This is a genomic window from Falsiroseomonas sp. CW058, from assembly GCF_050563535.1.
Lineage (GTDB): Bacteria > Pseudomonadota > Alphaproteobacteria > Acetobacterales > Acetobacteraceae > Falsiroseomonas.
The window spans coordinates 54511-71416 of sequence record NZ_JBNXUO010000015.1 but is presented as its reverse complement, the minus strand read 5'-3'; the positions used below and the strand labels follow the sequence as shown (position 1 = coordinate 71416).

General features: G+C 73.2%; 17 protein-coding genes and 1 tRNA gene. 12 read left to right on the top strand and 6 right to left on the bottom strand.

From position 1 onward, the window contains the following. Window positions 1–2 precede the first annotated feature (2 nt). From mreC to ACK8OX_RS13725, 5 genes are all read left to right on the top strand, one after another. Complete coding sequence (gene mreC, locus ACK8OX_RS13745; protein WP_430664702.1) at window positions 3–866, top strand: rod shape-determining protein MreC; 864 nt, start codon at window positions 3–5, stop codon at window positions 864–866. Between the two features lie 7 nt (window positions 867–873). Beyond that, a complete protein-coding gene (locus ACK8OX_RS13740; protein WP_430664701.1) occupies window positions 874–1407 on the top strand; it encodes a rod shape-determining protein MreD in 534 nt (177 codons plus the stop codon). Continuing rightward, window positions 1404–3278 (top strand): penicillin-binding protein 2, encoded by a 1875-nt coding sequence (gene mrdA / locus ACK8OX_RS13735; RefSeq protein WP_430664700.1) that lies wholly within the window; start codon window positions 1404–1406, stop codon window positions 3276–3278. Before ACK8OX_RS13740 ends, mrdA begins: the two co-directional genes overlap by 4 nt. Continuing rightward, window positions 3275–4426 carry a rod shape-determining protein RodA gene (gene rodA / locus ACK8OX_RS13730; protein ID WP_430664699.1) on the top strand — a complete coding sequence of 384 codons (1152 nt, stop codon included), beginning with the start codon at window positions 3275–3277 and terminating at the stop codon, window positions 4424–4426. The genes mrdA and rodA overlap by 4 nt, the downstream gene beginning before the upstream one ends. Before the next feature lie 74 nt (window positions 4427–4500). Further along, window positions 4501–4576 (top strand) — tRNA-Lys (locus ACK8OX_RS13725). 84 nt (window positions 4577–4660) lie between these two features. On the opposite strand, the gene ACK8OX_RS13720 is transcribed toward ACK8OX_RS13725, so the two are convergent. Genes ACK8OX_RS13720 through ACK8OX_RS13700 form a run of 5 tightly spaced genes read right to left on the bottom strand, consistent with a single transcriptional unit; the run spans window position 4661 to window position 9248 of the window. Further along, entirely contained in the window at window positions 4661–5482 is an 822-nt protein-coding gene (locus ACK8OX_RS13720) for an ABC transporter permease (protein ID WP_430664698.1), read from the bottom strand. Then, the gene (locus ACK8OX_RS13715; RefSeq protein WP_430664697.1) at window positions 5479–6408 is read right to left on the bottom strand and encodes an ABC transporter permease; all 930 of its coding nucleotides are present in this window, start codon (window positions 6406–6408) and stop codon (window positions 5479–5481) included. The genes ACK8OX_RS13720 and ACK8OX_RS13715 overlap by 4 nt, the downstream gene beginning before the upstream one ends. A gap of 5 nt (window positions 6409–6413) precedes the next feature. After that, complete coding sequence (locus ACK8OX_RS13710) at window positions 6414–6809, bottom strand: VOC family protein (protein ID WP_430664696.1); 396 nt, start codon at window positions 6807–6809, stop codon at window positions 6414–6416. Next, window positions 6809–8470 carry a peptide ABC transporter substrate-binding protein gene (locus ACK8OX_RS13705; protein WP_430664695.1) on the bottom strand — a complete coding sequence of 554 codons (1662 nt, stop codon included), beginning with the start codon at window positions 8468–8470 and terminating at the stop codon, window positions 6809–6811. The genes ACK8OX_RS13710 and ACK8OX_RS13705 overlap by 1 nt, the downstream gene beginning before the upstream one ends. Before the next feature lie 55 nt (window positions 8471–8525). Next, complete coding sequence (locus ACK8OX_RS13700) at window positions 8526–9248, bottom strand: orotate phosphoribosyltransferase (protein WP_430664694.1); 723 nt, start codon at window positions 9246–9248, stop codon at window positions 8526–8528. A gap of 70 nt (window positions 9249–9318) precedes the next feature. Between ACK8OX_RS13700 and ACK8OX_RS13695 the strand changes: the two genes are divergently transcribed. The 5 genes from ACK8OX_RS13695 (at window position 9319) to ACK8OX_RS13675 (ending at window position 13119) form a co-directional block, all read left to right on the top strand. Then, window positions 9319–10257, top strand: coding sequence for a mitochondrial fission ELM1 family protein (locus tag ACK8OX_RS13695; protein WP_430664693.1), 939 nt, complete (start codon window positions 9319–9321; stop codon window positions 10255–10257). Then, window positions 10254–10775 (top strand): thermonuclease family protein, encoded by a 522-nt coding sequence (locus ACK8OX_RS13690; protein WP_430664692.1) that lies wholly within the window; start codon window positions 10254–10256, stop codon window positions 10773–10775. Before ACK8OX_RS13695 ends, ACK8OX_RS13690 begins: the two co-directional genes overlap by 4 nt. Beyond that, a complete protein-coding gene (locus tag ACK8OX_RS13685; RefSeq protein ID WP_430664691.1) occupies window positions 10765–11670 on the top strand; it encodes a sulfite oxidase heme-binding subunit YedZ in 906 nt (301 codons plus the stop codon). Before ACK8OX_RS13690 ends, ACK8OX_RS13685 begins: the two co-directional genes overlap by 11 nt. 10 nt (window positions 11671–11680) lie before the next feature. After that, window positions 11681–12754, top strand: coding sequence for a tartrate dehydrogenase (locus tag ACK8OX_RS13680; protein WP_430664690.1), 1074 nt, complete (start codon window positions 11681–11683; stop codon window positions 12752–12754). 125 nt (window positions 12755–12879) lie between these two features. Next, window positions 12880–13119 carry a hypothetical protein gene (locus ACK8OX_RS13675; RefSeq protein ID WP_430664689.1) on the top strand — a complete coding sequence of 80 codons (240 nt, stop codon included), beginning with the start codon at window positions 12880–12882 and terminating at the stop codon, window positions 13117–13119. Window positions 13120–13175: 56 nt separating this feature from the next. On the opposite strand, the gene ACK8OX_RS13670 is transcribed toward ACK8OX_RS13675, so the two are convergent. Further along, window positions 13176–13934 (bottom strand): GntR family transcriptional regulator, encoded by a 759-nt coding sequence (locus ACK8OX_RS13670; RefSeq protein WP_430664688.1) that lies wholly within the window; start codon window positions 13932–13934, stop codon window positions 13176–13178. Between the two features lie 231 nt (window positions 13935–14165). On the opposite strand from ACK8OX_RS13670, the gene ACK8OX_RS13665 reads away from it, so the two are divergent. Both ACK8OX_RS13665 and ACK8OX_RS13660 read left to right on the top strand, forming a co-directional pair. Continuing rightward, on the top strand, window positions 14166–14579 hold the full coding sequence (locus ACK8OX_RS13665; protein ID WP_430664755.1) for a TerB family tellurite resistance protein: 414 nt from the start codon (window positions 14166–14168) through the stop codon (window positions 14577–14579). A gap of 115 nt (window positions 14580–14694) precedes the next feature. Then, window positions 14695–16857, top strand: a complete 2163-nt coding sequence (locus ACK8OX_RS13660; protein WP_430664687.1) for a malate synthase G — start codon at window positions 14695–14697, stop codon at window positions 16855–16857. The last annotated feature ends 49 nt before the right edge of the window (window positions 16858–16906 follow it).

Below are 16906 nucleotides of genomic sequence, written 5' to 3'. Positions count from 1 at the left end.
GCGTGATCCGACTGAGCATTCCGCTGCGGCAGGCCTTGGCGCGGCTGTCCTTGCCCGTGCTGATCGCGGCCGCCTTCGGCACCATCATGCTCGGCAAGGCCGATGCCCTGCTGGCGGAGCGCGCCCGCACGGTGCTGGCCGACGCCCTGGCCCCCTTCTACGCCGCCTTCGCCGAGCCTGCCCGCGCGGTGCGGGACGCCGTGCTGGATGCGCAGGAGCTCCTCGAGATCCGCGAGGAGAACTACCGCCTGCGCGACGAGAACGAGCGCCTGCGCCGCTGGCAGGCCGCGGCGCTGGCGCTGGAGGCGGAGAATGCGCTGCTGCGCCGGCAGCTCGCCTTCATCCCGGAACGCGCCCCGGCCTACCTGACGGCGCGCGTGGTGGCCGATGGCGGGGGGGTCTATGCCCGCGCCGTGCTGCTGGCCATGCCGCCGGAGGTGCAGCTCCGCCGCGGGCAGATCGCGCTCGACGAACGCGGCTTCGTCGGCCGCGTGACGGAGGTAGGCAGCCGGTCCGCCCGCGTGCTGCTGGCCACCGACATCAACAGCCGCATCCCCGTCACGCTCGAAGGCAGCCGCGCGCGGGCGATGATGGTGGGCACCAACGGCGCCCGTCCCCGCCTGCAGCACTGGGCCGAGGGCAGCCGGCCGGAGGAGGGGGAGCGCATCGTGACCAGCGCGGAAGGCATCGGCTTCCCCGCCGGCCTGCCGGTGGGCGTGGTGCGCTGGACCGAGGCGGGTGTCGCGGAGGTCGAGCTGTTCGCTCGGCTCGACCGGCTGGACGTGGTGCGGCTGTTCGATTTCGGCCTCGGCGGGATCCTCCCGCCCGAGGCCATCGCCCGGCCCGAGCCCCGTGGGCGGCGGTAGCGCCGCCATGGTCGGGCGGCCCGAACCCTCGCCCGGTCTGCTGCGGCGGCTCGACGACCTGGCGCGCGCCGCGCTGCCGGCCTTCACCACGGCGTTCCTGATGGTGCTGGCCGCCGGGCCGACCGGCATCCCCGCGCTGGTGGCGGCCACCGCGCTGCCCTGCGTGGTGTTCTGGTCCATCTTCCGCCCCGCGGCCATGGCGCCGCCCGCCGTCTTCCTGATCGGCCTGCTGCAGGACCTGCTGACCCTCGCGCCGCTCGGCACCGGGGTGGTCACGCTTCTGGTCGCGCACGGGCTGGCCGTGTCCTGGCGGCGCTTCCTGGCGCGGCAGAGCTTCCTGTTCGTCTGGCTGTGCTTCTGCGGCTTCGCGGCCGGCACGGCGGGCTTCGGCTTCGTGCTGACGGCGGTGCTGAACTGGCTGGTGCCGCCCTTCCCGCCGGCGCTGCACCAGGCGGCGCTGACCGCCGGGCTCTACCCCGCCTTCGCCTTCGTCCTGTCGCGCATCCACGCGCTGATGGTCCGGGCGGAGGAGACGACGTGAACCGCAGGGAACGCGAGGAACTCCGCGTCCGCGGCATCTTCGGCCGCCGCGCCGCGCTGCTCGGCCTGGCGCAGGTGGGGCTGGTGGGCTTCCTCGGCCACCGGCTGCACAAGCTCCAGGTGGAGGAGGGCGAACGCTACGCGACGCTGGCCGAGGAGAACCGGCTTTCGGCGCGCCTGCTGGCCCCGCCCCGCGGCCGCGTGCTGGACCGGGAAGGCCGCGTCGTCGCCGGCAACCAGCTGAACTGGCGCGCCCTGCTGGTGGCCGAGCAGACCACCGACACGGCCGCCACGCTCGAGACCTTCTCCCGCATCGTGCCGCTGACGGAGCAGGAGCGCGCCCGCATCGAGCGGGAGCTGCGCCGGCGCCGCCGCTTCGTCCCCGTGGTCGTGCGCGAGTTCCTGGCCTGGGAGGAGATGGCGCGGATCGAGCTGAACGCGCCCGACCTGCCGGGCATCAGCGTCGATGTCGGCACGACCCGGATCTACCCCGAGGGCGAGCACCTGGCCCATATGGTGGGCTATGTCGCGCCGCCGTCGGAGCGCGACATGGACGGCGACCCGCTGCTGGAACTGCCGGGCGTGCGCGTCGGCCGCGCCGGGATCGAACGCCACCACGACCGCCTGCTGCGCGGCCGCGCCGGGACCGTGCAGCTCGAGGTCAACGCCGTCGGCCGCGTCATCCGCGAACTCGACCGGCGGGAAGGCGTGCAGGGCCAGGACGTGCAGATCAGCATCGATGCGGAGCTGCAGAAATCGATCCGCGGCAAGATCGAGGAAGGCACCTCCGTCGTCCTGATGGATGCCCGCAACGGGGAGGTGCTGGCCATGGCCACCCAGCCCTCCTTCGACCCGAACGTGTTCAATTCCGGCGTGACCGCCGCGCAGTGGCGGGAATGGACCGCGAACCGCGCGACGCCGCTGATCAACAAGGCGACCAACGGGCTCTACGCGCCGGGCTCCACCTTCAAGATGGTGGTCGCGCTTGCCGCGCTGGAAGCGCGGGTCGCCCAGCCCGGCGACCGGGTCCATTGCCCCGGCCACATGGACCTCGGCGACAGCCGCTTCCATTGCTGGCACCGCCCCGGCCATGGCGGGGTGGACATGCGGCAGGCCATCAAGGTGTCCTGCGACGTCTATTTCTACGAGATGGCGAAGCGCATCGGCATCGACCGCATCGCCGCCATGGCGCGGCGCTTCGGCCTCGGCGTGCCGCTCGACATCGAATTGCCGGGCACGCGGCCGGGGCTGGTGCCGACGCGCGAATGGCGCCAGGCGCAGGGCAAGCCCTGGGCGCTGGGGGACACGGTGGTGCATGGCATCGGCCAGGGCTTCTACCAGCTGACGCCGCTCTCGCTGGCCACCATGACGGCGCGGCTGGCGACCGGGCGGGCGGTGCAGCCGCACCTGACGCGCGCCGTCGGCGGGCGGCCGGTGCGCGGCATCCGGCCCGACGACTGGCCGAGCCTCGGCATCCCCGAATCGCAGCTGCGCCTGGTCCGGGACGCCATGTGGGCGGTGGTGAACGAAGCCGGCGGCACCGCGCGCGCCGCAGCGCTGCCGGCGGCGATCGGTGCGCAGATGGCGGGCAAGACCGGCACCACCCAGGTCCGCCGCGTCAGCCGCGAACAGCGCGAAAGGGGGTTCCGCGTGGACCAGATGCCGCGCGAATGGCGCCCGCACGCGCTGTTCGTCGCCTTCGCCCCGCATGACAACCCGGTCTTCGCCGTCTCCGTGGTGGTGGAGCACGGGACGAGCGGTTCGGGCGCCGCGGCGCCCCTGGCGCGGGAGGTGCTGGCCGAGGCCTTCCAGCGGCTCCGCCCCGGGCAGGGCGGCCTCGGCCCAAGGATCGCGGAGGCGGGGCGGACATGAAGTTCGAACGCCGCCTGCTGATGCGCACGCCCGATACGGGGGTGCTGCAGAAGTTCTGGCGGGTGCCCTGGGTCTTCGTGCTGCTGCTCTGCGCCCTGGCGGGGGTCGGCTATGTCGCGCTCTACTCCGCCGGCGGCGGCGCGCCGGAGCCCTATGCGGCACGCCACGCGGTGCGCTTCGGCTTCGGCCTGGTGCTGATGCTGTCCATCGCCCTGGTCGACATCCGGCTGATCCAGCGTTTCGCCTGGGTGGGCTACGTCTTCGGCATCGGCCTGCTGGTGCTGGTGGCGATGCACGGGCAGGTGGGGAAGGGGGCGCAGCGCTGGATCGACATCGGCCCGGTGCAGGTCCAGCCGTCGGAGCTGATGAAGATCCTGCTGGTGGTGGCGCTGGCCTCCTGGTTCCACAAGGCCAGCTGGGAGCGGATCGGCAACCCGTTGTTCCTGATCCCGCCGGTCGTCGCGGTGCTGGTCCCGGCGGCGCTCATCTTCAAGCAGCCCAACCTGGGCAACGCGCTGATCACCGTGATGATCGGCGGGGCGGTGTTCTTCGCCGCCGGGGTGCGTCTGTGGAAGTTCGCGCTGGTGGTCGGCGGCGCGGCGCTGGCCGCCCCCGTGGTCTACGACCACCTGCACGACTACCAGCGGGCGCGGATCACCACCTTCCTCGACCCCGAGAGCGACCCGCTCGGCGCGGGCTACAACATCATCCAGTCGAAGATCGCGCTCGGCTCGGGCGGCTTCTGGGGGAAGGGGTTCCTGCAGGGCACGCAGGGCCACCTGAACTTCCTGCCGGAGAAGCAGACGGACTTCATCTTCACCATGATCGCCGAGGAATTCGGCCTGGTCGGCGCGCTGACCGTGCTCGGCCTCCTGGCCGGGGTGATCGCCTTCGGCTTCCTCGTCGCGCTCCGCAGCCGCCACCAGTTCGGCCGGCTGATCGCGGTGGGGCTGGCGACGAACTACTTCCTCTACGTCTTCGTGAACGTGGCGATGGTGACGGGCACCATCCCGGTGGGCGGCGTGCCGCTGCCGCTGATCAGCCATGGCGGGTCGGCGATGCTGACGGTGATGGTGGGCTTCGGCATCCTGCTGTCCGCCCATGTCCACCGCGACGCCGAAATGGGAGCGGCGCGCGACGGGCCCTGACGAATTCTCGGGGCAGGGTTGCACGGGCGGGCTGGACAAGCGGCCCATCTCTCCGTAAATCGCCGCTCACGGATGGGCGCATAGCTCAGTTGGTAGAGCAGCTGACTCTTAATCAGCGGGTCCTAGGTTCGAGCCCTAGTGCGCCCACCATTCCAGATCAGCGGGTTACGGCCCGCGCACCGTGAACAACGGCGGAACCTGTCCAAGTCGCGTCCAACTGGGGTTGTCCGGGCGCTAACGCCGGGCGCGCAGCCCGTCCGCCACCAGCGTGCAGGCCGCCACCGCGACCAGGATCGCGAGCCCCGGCCAGACGGCCGCCCAGGGTGCGCTGAAGACCAGGTCCTGTGCGTTGGACAGCATGTTGCCCCAGCTTGCCGCCGGCGGCGCGATGCCGAGGCCTAGGAAGCTCAGCGTGCTCTCGGCCAGGATGGCGCCGGCGACGGCCAGCGCGGTGGCGACCGCGACGGGACCCGCGATGTCCGGCGCGACATGCCGCAGCAGCACCCGCGCTTCGGAAGCGCCGAGCGCGCGGGCCGCCCGCACATGGTCCCGCGCCAGCGCGGACAGCGCCGCCGCCCGCGCCAGCCGCGCGACCCCCACCCAGCCGAAGACCGCCAGGATGGCGACGATGCGCAGGATGTCGGACAGCGGCTCGCCGCGCGGCAGGCCGATGCGCCCAGTGTCCGCCGCCGCCAGCACGACCAGCACCGGCAGCGCCGGCAGGGCCAGCATCCCGTCCGCCAGGCGCATCAGCACCGCATCCGCCACGCCGCCCCGCCAGGCCGCCAGCAGCCCGACCGCAGTGCCGATCGCCGCCGCCGCCAGCGCCGTGGCGACGCCGACCGCGAGCGAGACGCGCGCCCCGTGCAGCAGGCGCAGCAGCAGGTCCCGGCCCAGCTCGTCCGTGCCGAGCGGATGTTCCGCGCTGACCGGCGCCAGCCTTCGGAACAGGTCCGGCGCGAAGGGATCATGGCCGAGCCAGGCCTCCGCCAGCGGCGCGGCCGCGGCGGCGAGGGCGAGCAGCGCGAGGAGGAGCAGCCCGGCGCGAAGCCTCATCCGTCCCTCAGCCGCGGGTCGAGCGCCCGCTGCGCCAGGTCGGCCGCCAGCGTCGCCAGCATCGTCACCAGCGCCACCAGCAGCAGCGCCACCAGCGCCAGGTTGGTGTCGTTGCCCATCACCGCGTCGTAGATCAGCTTGCCCATGCCGGGCCGCGCGAACAGCGTCTCGGTGATCAGCGCGCCGCCGACCAGCGCGCCGGCATCCAGCGCCGCCACCTGCAGGATCGGCACGGCGGCGTTGGGCAGGGCATGGCGCAGCAGCAGCCGCGCCTCCCCGTTGCCGCGCGCGCGCGCGGCCACCACCCAGGGCTCGCGCAGCGTGGCGGACAGCGCGGCGGCGGAATGCCGCGCATAGGCCGCGAGGTTGGCGATGGCGAGGGTCGCCACCGGCAGCACCAGGAAGCGCAGCGCGTCCAGCCCGCCGGCCTCGCCCGTCCCGCCCGCCGGCAGCCAGCCCAGCGTCACCGCGAACAGGATGATGAGCAGGATGCCGAGCCAGAAGGACGGCGCCGACTGCCCGAGGATGGCCACCGCATCCACCGCCGGCGCCGCGCGCGGCCGCGCCGCCGCGAGCAGGCCGAGCGCCACGCCCACGCCCCCCGCCAGCAGCAGCGCCGCGCCGAGCAGCACGAGGGTGGAGCCGAGCGCGGGAAGGATCACCCCCGCCACCGGCTGCGCGAACAGGCGCGAATAGCCGAACTCCCCCCGCAGCAGCGCACCGGCCCAGGCCGCGTAGCGCGCCATCAGCGGCTGGTCGAGCCCGTGCAGCGCCCGCAGCCGCGCCGCATCCTCCGCCGTCAGCCGCGGGTCCCCGGCGATGGCGAGGTCGATGGGATCGCCCGGCATCAGCCCGATCAGCAGGAACATCGCCAGCGACAGCAGCGCGAGCGTCGCCGCGGCCTGAACCAGCCGGGCGGCGACCATCCGCATCATGCGGCGGGCGCCGCGCGGTGGCAGGCGGCCTCGATGCGGTTGCCGTCGGGGTCGCGCAGGAAGGCGGCGTAGTAGTCCGGATGGTAGTGCCCCCGCAGGCCCGGCGGCCCGTCATCCCTGCCGCCCGCCGCGAGGCCGGCGGCATGGAAGGCGTCCACCGCCGCACGGTCCGGCGCGCGGAAGCACCAGTGGCAGGCGGGGCTGGCGGGGGCGGCACCCAGCCGGATCGTCAGGTAGCCGTGCCCGTCATCCCCCGCCGTGCTGCGACGTCCGTAGCCGACCGCGCCTTCCTCCCGCCACACGCAGGGCACGCCGAGCGCGGCCATCACCGCATCGTAGAAGCGCGCCGCGCGCGGGACGTCGGCGACGGCGATGGAGACGTGGTCCAGCATCACGGCCGCACCCGCCACTCCTCCACCCAGAGCGAGGAGGGGTTCAGGTGGCCGGTCGGGCGGACATTCTCCAGCCAGGCCGGCCAGACATGCGCATCCGACCGGAACCAGAGCGGGATCGCCGGCAGTTCCTCGGCATAGATCGCCTGCAGGCGGTGCCACAGCGCGCGGCGGCGTTCGCGGTCCAGCTCCACCGGGATCGCCTCCAGCAGCGCGTCCATCTCGGCGTTGCGGAAGCCGGTGTAGTTCTGGCCGGACCAGTTGCGTTCCGCCGTCGGGATCTCGTCCGAATGCAGGCTGGTGCGGGGCACGTTCTCGGGGCTGCTGATCCAGGCGAACATCGCGGCGCCGGTGAAGCGGCGGCGGCTCAGCGTCTCGCCGAAGAAGACGCGCGGCGGCTCGTTCCTGATGCGCGCCTCGATGCCCGCCCCGCGCCACATGCCCTGGACCACCTGCTGCACCGCCTCGCGCGATCGGTTGCCGGCGGTCGTCATCAGATCGATCGCCAGGCGTTCGCCGGCGGCGTTGCGGCGGATGCCGTCGGGGCCCGGGCGCCACCCGGCCTCCTCCAGCAGGGCACGGGCGCGCGGCAGGTCGAAGGGCCATTGCCGGACCGCGTCGTCATGCATGCCGTCGAGCGGGTTGACGGTGGTGTGCGCCACGCTCTGCCGCCCTTCGAACAGGCGCTGCACGATCTGCGCGCGGTCGATGGCGCTGACCAGCGCCTGCCGCACGCGCCGGTCCGCCAGCGCAGGCGTGTCGAGGTTGAGGTCGAGATGCTCGTACACAAGTCCCGGCCTGTAGGCGAAGCGGAAGCGGCTGGCGGCGCGGCGTTCCAGCGCGGCCGCCTGGTCCAGCGGCAGGCCGAGCTCCCCCGCCACCATGTCGAGCTGGCCGGCCAGCAGCTGCGCCTCCAGCGCCGCCGTGTTCTCCACCGTGCGGATCGCGATGCGGCGGAAGGCCGGCGCGGGTCCGGCCCAGGCCGGGTTGCGTTCCAGCGTCACCCCCGCGCCGGGCTGCACCGCGGCGATGCGGTAGGGGCCGTTCCAAAGCGCGGGGTTCGTCGTCTCCGTCTCATAGGCGCTGCGGCTGCGGTAGCTGCGCGGTTCCTGCTCCCACCGCCTGCGCTCGACATGGGCGGGCAGGGGTTCCCAGTTGCCGGCGGAGGCGTATTCGAAGGTCACGCGGTCGAAGCGCAGCGCGATGGTGCGGGGATCGACGACGATCGCCTCATAGGCCTGGCGGTAGAATTCGCTGCCGCCGAAGCCCGTGGAGAAGTCCCGCCCCGCCTGCCAGGCGAACAGCATGTCCTCGGCCGAGACCGGCGTGCCGTCGCCCCAGCGCCAGCCCTCGCGCAGGCGCCAGGTGACGCGGATGCCCGGCCGGCCATCGGGCGTCGCCTCCCGCACCGCCAGCCCGTTCTCCAGCGACGGCACCGTGTCGCAGCCGAGGCAGGCGAGGTTCCAGTCAGGGTCGCGCACGGTCAGCGGCCGCCGCGCGAAGCCCAGCACGTAGGACTTCGCGGCCATGCTCTCGATGTTGGGGTGGAAGGTGGACGGGTACTGCGTGATGCCGATGGACAGCTGGTCGCGCGCGGGCTGCGCCGGCGCGGGGCCGGCGAGCAGGAGGGCAGCGAGGATCAGCGGAAGGCGTGCGGCCATCGGCGTGCTCCATGCCTTTCGGTGACGATCGGCGCGGCAGGCCGCGCCGCCGGCGCTACTCCGCCGCGTCCTTCGGGCGTGCCTCGTCCACGCTGCCGATGCCGCCATGCGCCTTCGACCAGCCCACCGGGTCCTCCAGGAACCGGCGCACCTCCTTCAGCGCGCCCTCGCTGAAATAGGGCCGCTCCCGGCACACCTCCAGCACGTCCCACCAGGTGCAGAGGTGGTGCAGCTGCAGGCCCATGGCCTTCATCTTCTCGAAGCTGCCGGGGAAGACGCCGTAGTAGAAGACGACGAAGGTGTGGTCGCAGATCACGCCGGCCTCGCGCAGCGCGTTGGCGAAGCGGATCTTGGACCCGCCATCGGTGGTCAGGTCCTCCACCAGCAGGGTGTTCTTGCCGACCGGCACCTCGCCCTCGATCTGGGCGTTGCGGCCGAAGCCCTTCGGCTTCTTCCGCACATAGGCCATCGGCGCCATCATCCGGTCGGCGATCCAGGCGCCGAAGGGAATGCCGGCGGTCTCCCCGCCCACCACCGCCTCGATCGTCTCGTAGCCGACATGCCGGCCGATCTTCTCCACGCCCAGGTCGCAGATGCGGTTGCGCGCGCGGGGGAAGGAGATGATCTTGCGGCAGTCGATGTAGACCGGCGACTTCCAGCCCGAGGTGAAGGTGTAGGGCTCTTCCGGCCGGAAGTTCACCGCCTTGATTTCCAGCAGGATGCGCGCGGTGGTGAGGGCTGCGTCGCGGTCCCAGTCGGAGGCGTGGGTGGCGGCCATCGGGCGGTGTTCCTCGGCGGATGCGGATCGGCGTGAAGCGCACAGGTAACGCCCCGGGCGGGGCGCGTCCATGATGGCGGCGGCGGAGCGGGTCTGGGTGCTGGCCGATCCGCGCGCGGGCACCGCGGCGCAGGCGCTCGGCATCGCGGAAAGGCTGGGCGTGCCGTTCCGGACCCTGCCGCTGGAATGGGGGCCGCTGGCCCGGCTTCCCCTGCCGTTCCCGACGCTGGCCGGGCTGTCCGCCCCGGCGCGGGCCGGCATCGCGCCGCCCTGGCCGCGGCTCGCCGTCTCCGCGGGGCGGCGGTCCGGCCCGGTGGCGCTGTGGCTCGGCCGGCGCGGCGTGCGGACGGTGCACTGCATGCGCTGTCCTGGCGCGGCGGGCTTCGACCTGAACGTCGTCGGCCGGCATGACGGCCCGCCGCGGGCCGCCAATGCCCTGCCCATCCTCGGCGCCGCGCACCGGATCTCCCCCGCCCGGCTGGCCGCCGCGCGGGAGGAGTTCGCGGATCTCGGCGGGCTGCCCGGCCCGCGCGTGGCGCTGCTGGTCGGCGGCCCGGTCCGGGCCGAGGGGATGGCGCCCGGCGTCGCGCGGGATCTCGGCGCGCGGGTGGCGGGCTTCGCCGGCAGCGTGCTGGCCACCGCCAGCCGCCGTACCGGGGCCGCGGCGACCGAGGCGCTGGCCGCCGCGCTGGCGGCCCTGCCGCACCGGCTGCACCGCTGGGGCAGCCCCGGCGCCAACCCGCTGCTGGGCTTCATGGCCTGGGCCGATGCGCTGGTGGTGACGGGCGACTCCGTCTCGATGCTGTCCGAGGCGCTGGTCACGCAGGCGCCGGTCTTCGTGGCCCCGACCGGCGCCGAGGGCCGGCGGCACCTGGCCCTGCACGAAAGCCTCTACGCCGCGGGACAGGCCCGGCCCCTGGCCGCCGCGCCCGCGCCCTTCGCGCGCCCGCCGATCGACGAGGTCGGGCGGATCTGCGCGGAGATCCGGGCCCGCGGGCTTCTCGGGTGATCGTCCGCCGCGCCCGAAGGCGGCTGTCCGCCGCCCTGCTGCTGCTCGGCCTGGCGGTGGCCGGCTGGCTGGGCTGGCAGGGCGGGCTGCTGCCCGGCCCCGGCGGGCCGGACCTCCAGGGCCAGGCCACGGTGGTGGATGGCGACACGCTGGTGGTCGAGGGGCGGCGAGTCCGGCTCGAGGGCATCGACGCGCCGGAAGCGCGCCAGACCTGCCTTCGCAACGGCGCCCCCTGGCCCTGCGGCGCCGAGGCGACGCGCGCGCTGCGCGACCTGCTGGAGGCGGGCAGCATCGCCTGCGTCGCGAGCGGGGAGGACCGCTACCGGCGCGTCCTGGCCCGCTGCCACCTCGGCGGGACCGACATCGCCGCCTGGCTGGTGCGGGAGGGCTGGGCCGTCGCCTACACCCGCTACTCCTGGCGCTACATGCGGCAGGAGGTGGGCGCCCGCTGGGCTGGCCGCGGCATCTGGAGCGGCAGCTTCGAGACGCCGGAGGACTGGCGCCGCCATGCCCGTTGAAGCCGCGCCCGCGCAGCCCCGCCGGCGCATCCCGCGCCCCTGGCAGGACCGCGGCGGGCGCTTCTCCCCGCTCCGCGCCGCGGTGCTCGCGCTGGCGATCCTGCCGGGCGCGCTGCTGCTGCTGGACCTTGCCGCCGGCGCGCTGGGGGCAGAGCCCTGGAAGGCCGCGACGCGGCAGGCCGGCGCGCTCGCGCTCCAGGCACTGCTGGCGAGCCTTGCCGTGACGCCGCTGCGCTTCGTCGCCGACTGGCCGAAGGCCGCGACGCTGCGGCGGATGCTGGGGCTGGTCGCGCTCGGCTACGCGGTGCTGCACCTCCTGCTCTACGCCGGCCACCAGGGATGGAGCCTCGGCGCTGTGGCGACCGAAATCGCGCTGCGCGCCTACCTGACGCTCGGCTTCGCCGTGGTGCTCGGCCTGTCGGTGCTCGGCTGGACCTCGACCGATGACTGGCAGGCGCGGCTCGGGCGGCGGTGGAAGCGGCTGCATCGCGCGGTGTACGTGCTGGCGGCGGGCGGCGTGCTGCACGCCTTCCTGCAATCCAAGGCACGGGCGGACGGTGCGGCGCTGCTGGCCGGGTTGTTCCTGTGGCTGATGCTGTGGCGGGCGCTGCCGGGGCGGTGGCGTGCGCATCCGCCGGCCCTGGCCGGGCTGGCGCTGGCGGCGGCCGCCAGCACGGCGCTGGTCGAAGCCGCCTGGTACGCGGTGGCCACCAACCTGCCCGCGGCACGCATCCTGGCCGCCAATCTCGACCTCGCGGCGGGGATGCGGCCGGCGCATTGGGTGGCGCTCGCGGGCCTCTGCGTCGCGCCGCTGCCATGGCTGCGCCGGGCGTGGCGCCCGCCCGGGCGGGTTGAGCGCGGCCCGCCCCTCGGCCATGGTGCGCGCCGCAGCTAAGGACCGCGCAATGGCCAGCAGGAGCTACCGCATCGCCGTCATCCCCGGCGACGGCATCGGCAAGGAGACGACGCCCGAGGGGCTGCGCGTGCTCGATGCCGCCGCGCGGCGCTTCGGGTTCGAGCTGAAGCTGACGGAATACGACTGGTCCTGCGAGACGTACAAGGCCACCGGCAGGATGATGCCGGAGGACGGGATGGAGCGGCTGCGCGACAGCGACTCGATCTTCCTCGGCGCGGTGGGCTGGCCGGGCGTGCCGGACCACGTCTCGCTCTGGGGCCTGCTGATCCCGATCCGTCGCGGCTTCGACCAGTATGTGAACCTGCGCCCCTGCAAGCTGCTGCCCGGCTCGACCTCGCCGCTCGCGAACCGGGGGCCGGCGGATATCGACTTCTACGTCGTGCGGGAGAACACCGAGGGCGAGTACAGCAGCGTCGGCGGCCGCATGTTCCCGGGCACCGACCGCGAATTCGTCTCCCAGCAATCCATCCTGACGCGCATCGGCTGCGACCGGGTGATGCGATACGCCTTCGACCTGGCGATGACGCGGAAGCGCCGGAAGGTCACCTCCGCCACCAAGTCGAACGGCATCACCTTCACCATGCCCTACTGGGACGAGCGTTTCGCCGAGATGGCGAAGCACTACCCGGAGGTCACGACGGACCAGTTCCACATCGACATCCTCTGCGCGCATTTCGTGCAGCACCCGGACTGGTTCGACGTGGTGGTGGGGTCGAACCTGTTCGGCGACATCCTTTCCGACCTCGGCCCGGCGGTGGCGGGGTCCATCGGCATCGCGGCCAGCGCCAACATCAACCCCGAGAAGACGGCGCCCAGCATGTTCGAGCCGGTGCACGGCTCCGCCCCCGACATCGCCGGGCGTTGGATCTGCAACCCGATCGGCCAGATCTGGTCGGGGGCGATGATGCTGGAGCACCTCGGCGAGAAGGCGGCCGCCGACTGCATCGTGCAGACGATCGAGAGGCTGCTGGCGGAAGGCGGGCCGCGCACGCGCGACATGGGCGGGCAGGCGGGCACGGTCGATGTCGGCAAGGCGATCGCGGAGGCGGTGGCGCGGGGCTGAGCCCCGCCCTGTCCGCGGCTTCACTTGAACCCGATGGGATGGCTGGCGTATAAACGGGCGCTCAATTGAGAATCATTCGCAGGTGCTGGGCATGGCTCGGCGGCTGCGGGGGACGAGGGATGGTGATGGGTCGGGAATTCAGCCATATCGCCCGCCGCTGCGAACGCGCCGTGGTCACAGCCTATCGCGAACTGCGGGATGGCGGCCGCGGCGACCTGCAGGCCTTCGGCGCCTGCACCACGCTGTACCGCATCCACCACCCCGAAGCGTCGATGACCGAGGCGCGCCGCCTCGTCGCGGAGTGGATCGACCATCATGTCGTCCGCGGCGCGTCCAGCCCGACCGATGGCTGCGACTGCGCGTGAGCCGGGCGGGGTGACGGGCGCCCACTGAGGGCGGCCCTGCGGCCCTTTGCGCCGGGCTATCGCCTGCGGCTGCCGCGGCGCTTCTCGACCAGGCCCTCGAAGTCGAATTCCTCGTGCCAGGCCAGGTGCGAATCGAGCGCCCGCTGCGCGCCCGCGGCGTCGCCGCGCGCCAGGCTGTCCAGGATGGCGCGGTGCTCGTCGGCGATGCGCGGCTTGGCGCGCACGTCATGCCCCAGCCCCCAGACGACGGAGAGCTGGCGCGCCAGCCCCAGCCAGATGCCCACCAGCACGGCATTGCCCGAGGTCCGGCACAGCTCGGCATGGAAGGCTTCGTCCGCCGCGACGATCGCCGCCGCGTCGTCGCTGGCCATCGCCGCCTCGTAGCGCAGCGCCGCCCGCCGCGCCGGGGCGAGGCGCGAGGCCGGGACCGGGCCGGCGCCCAGCATCTCCCGCAGGGCCAGCGCCTCGAGCGCGGCACGGGTCCGCATCAGTTCGGCCACCATCTTGTTGGTGACCTGCATCAGGCGCATGCCCTTGTAGGGCGTGCTGACGACGATGCCCTGGCTTTCCAGCAGGCGCAGCGCCTCTCTCACCGGGACGCGGCTGATGCCCAGGTCGCGGGCGATCTCGGCCTCCACCAGGCGGTCACCTGGCAGGAAGGCACCGCGGGCGGCGGCGGCCACCACGGCTTCGGCGGCCTGTTCGACCATGGTCCGGGGCTGCACCGGCGCAAGGCGGCGGATGGCCTGGACGTCTTCGAGGGCAGGCGCATCGGGGGCAGGCGCTGCGGGCGCGAGCACGGGGGCGGGGGTCACGGCGGTCAATTCCGGCTGATCGTAGGCAGTCTAAATTCAATCTATTGGTTCACAAAGTCCGAAACAGTCCGCCAGCAACATACCTTGGCCCTGTGGTGGCCGCGCCACAGTGTGGCGGTCCGGACGTCTTCTTCCTCCTCTTGCAACGACCCCGCCGATCCGGCTCAACACGGCGCCGGCAGGGCGAATCGCCCGCCGGCCACAAGACCGGGAGACGACGACGTGTTCAGCATGTTCAAGACCCAGGCCCCGGGCCTGGACCTGACGCCGCGCAACTGCCTGGCGGTCGCGCTGCTCTACTGCATGGCGTCCGACGGGGAGATGGACCAGGAGGAGATCGGCCACCTCGTCTCCGTCATGGGCCAGGGCGCGACGCGTCAGGCGGTGGACGCCGCGCTGCGCTACTGCCGCGCCACGAAGCCCGAGGAGTTCGCCGCCGCGGCATCCGCCCGGCTGCGGCCGGACCAGAAGCTCTGCATCATCCTCAACATGATCGACAGCGCCATGTCGGACGGCCAGGCCGAGCCGGAGGAGCAGCGCCTGGTCATGGGCTTCATGCAGGCCTGGGGCCTGCCCGAGGCCGAGCTGGAGCCGCATTTCCGCACCCTGGCCGCCAAGAACGACCGCAACGTGCTGGACCGCTGAGCGGGCAGGGGGGCGGCCGCCCGCCGCCCCCCTTGCCTCCGGGCCCGATTGCGCCCAATCACCCGGCCCTTGCCGCCCCGCGACACGGGCGGCGTCCGGAAAGGGAGAACAGACGGTGGCGGCAACGGTCCAGATCGGCGGCCTCGGCGTGGCCGCTGCGCTTCGCGACTTCCTGGAGACCGAGGCCCTGCCCGGCACGGGGGTGGAGCCGGCCCGCTTCTGGACCTCCCTCGAATCCATCCTGCGCGACTGGGCGCCCCGCAACGCCGCGCTGCTGGCGAAGCGGGACGAGATGCAGGCCCGCATCGATGCCTGGCATCGCGCCAACCCCGCCCGGCCGCTCGACCTCGTCTCCTACAAGGCGTTCCTGACGGAGATCGGCTATCTCCTGCCGGAGCCGGCGGACTTCGCCGTCGGCACCACCGACGTGGATGCCGAGATCGCCTCCGTCGCGGGCCCGCAGCTGGTCGTGCCCGTCTCCAATGCCCGCTACGCCCTGAACGCCGCCAATGCGCGCTGGGGCAGCCTGTACGACGCGCTCTACGGGACGGACGCCATCCCCGAGGCCGACGGCGCCGCGAAGGGCCCCGGCTACAACCCGAAGCGCGGCGAGAAGGTCATCGCCTTCGCCCGCCGCGTGCTGGACCGCGCCGCGCCGCTTGCCGGGGGCGCGAGCCATGCCGACAGCGCGGGCTATGCGCTGGAAGGGGGCGCGCTGACCGTCACGCTGAAGGACGGCCGCAAGGTCGGCCTCGCCCGCCCGGGCCAGTGCGTCGGCTTCCAGGGGGAGCCATGGGCCCCCACCGCGGTCCTGCTCGTCAACCACGGCCTGCACATCGAGGTGCAGATCGACCGCACGCACGCGATCGGCCGCACGGACCCCGCCGGCATCGCCGACCTGGTGATGGAATCGGCGCTGACCACCATCCAGGACTGCGAGGATTCGGTCGCCGCCGTGGACGCCGAGGACAAGGTGGCGGTCTACCGCAACTGGCTCGGCCTGATGCGCGGCGACCTGACGGCGGAGCTGGAGAAGGGCGGCCGCACCATCACCCGCCGCCTGAACCCGGACCGCACCTGGCGCACCCCCGCGGGCGGCGCGGTGACGCTGCACGGGCGGTCGGTGATGCTGGTCCGCAATGTCGGCCACCACATGATGACCGATGCCGTCACGCTCGACGGGCGGGAGGTGCCGGAGACGGTGCTGGACGCGATGATCACCGTCACCATCGCCCTGCACGACATCCGCGGCAAGCGGCTGAACAGCCGCGCGGGCAGCGTCTACATCGTGAAGCCCAAGATGCACGGGCCGGAGGAGGTGGCGGCGGCCGACCTGCTCTTCGCGAAGGTCGAGGACGCGCTCGGCCTTCCGCGCGCGACGCTGAAGATGGGCATCATGGACGAGGAGCGGCGCACCACCGTCAACCTCAAGGCCTGCATCCGCGCCGCGAAGGACCGCGTGGTGTTCATCAACACCGGCTTCCTCGACCGCACGGGCGACGAGATCCACACCTCGATGGAAGCGGGCGCCGTGGTGCGCAAGGGCGACATGAAGGGCCTCGCCTGGATCAGGGCCTATGAGGAGTGGAACGTCGATGTGGGCCTCGCCTGCGGGCTGCGGGGCCGCGCGCAGATCGGCAAGGGCATGTGGGCGATGCCCGACATGATGGCGGCGATGCTGGAGCAGAAGGCAGGCCATCCGAAGGCCGGCGCCAACACCGCCTGGGTGCCGTCCCCCACCGCCGCGACCCTGCACGCGCTGCACTACCACGAGGTCGACGTCGCCGCGCGGCAGGCGGAGATCGCGGCCGGCGGCCGCCGCGCCAGCCTCGACGACATCCTGACGGTGCCGCTGGCGCAGGACACCAACTGGGCGCCGGCCGACGTGCAGGCGGAACTGGACAACAACGCGCAGGGCATCCTGGGCTATGTCGTGCGCTGGATCGACCAGGGGGTGGGCTGTTCCAAGGTGCCGGACATCAACGATGTCGGCCTGATGGAGGACCGCGCGACGCTCCGGATCTCCTCCCAGCACATCGCCAACTGGCTGCGCCACGGCATCGTGACGCGCGATCAGGTGATGGAGACGATGCGCCGCATGGCCGCCGTGGTGGACCGCCAGAACGCCGCGGACCCGCTCTACGCCCCGATGGCGCCGGACTTCGGCGGCGTCGCCTTCAAGGCCGCCTGCGACCTGGTCTTCGAGGGGACGAGCCAGCCCAACGGCTACACCGAATTCGTCCTGACCCGCCGCCGGCGCGAGGCGAAGGCGGCCTGACGCGTGGCCGCCCTTCCCCGCCCTGCGCGGGGAAGGGCGGCGGGGGCGC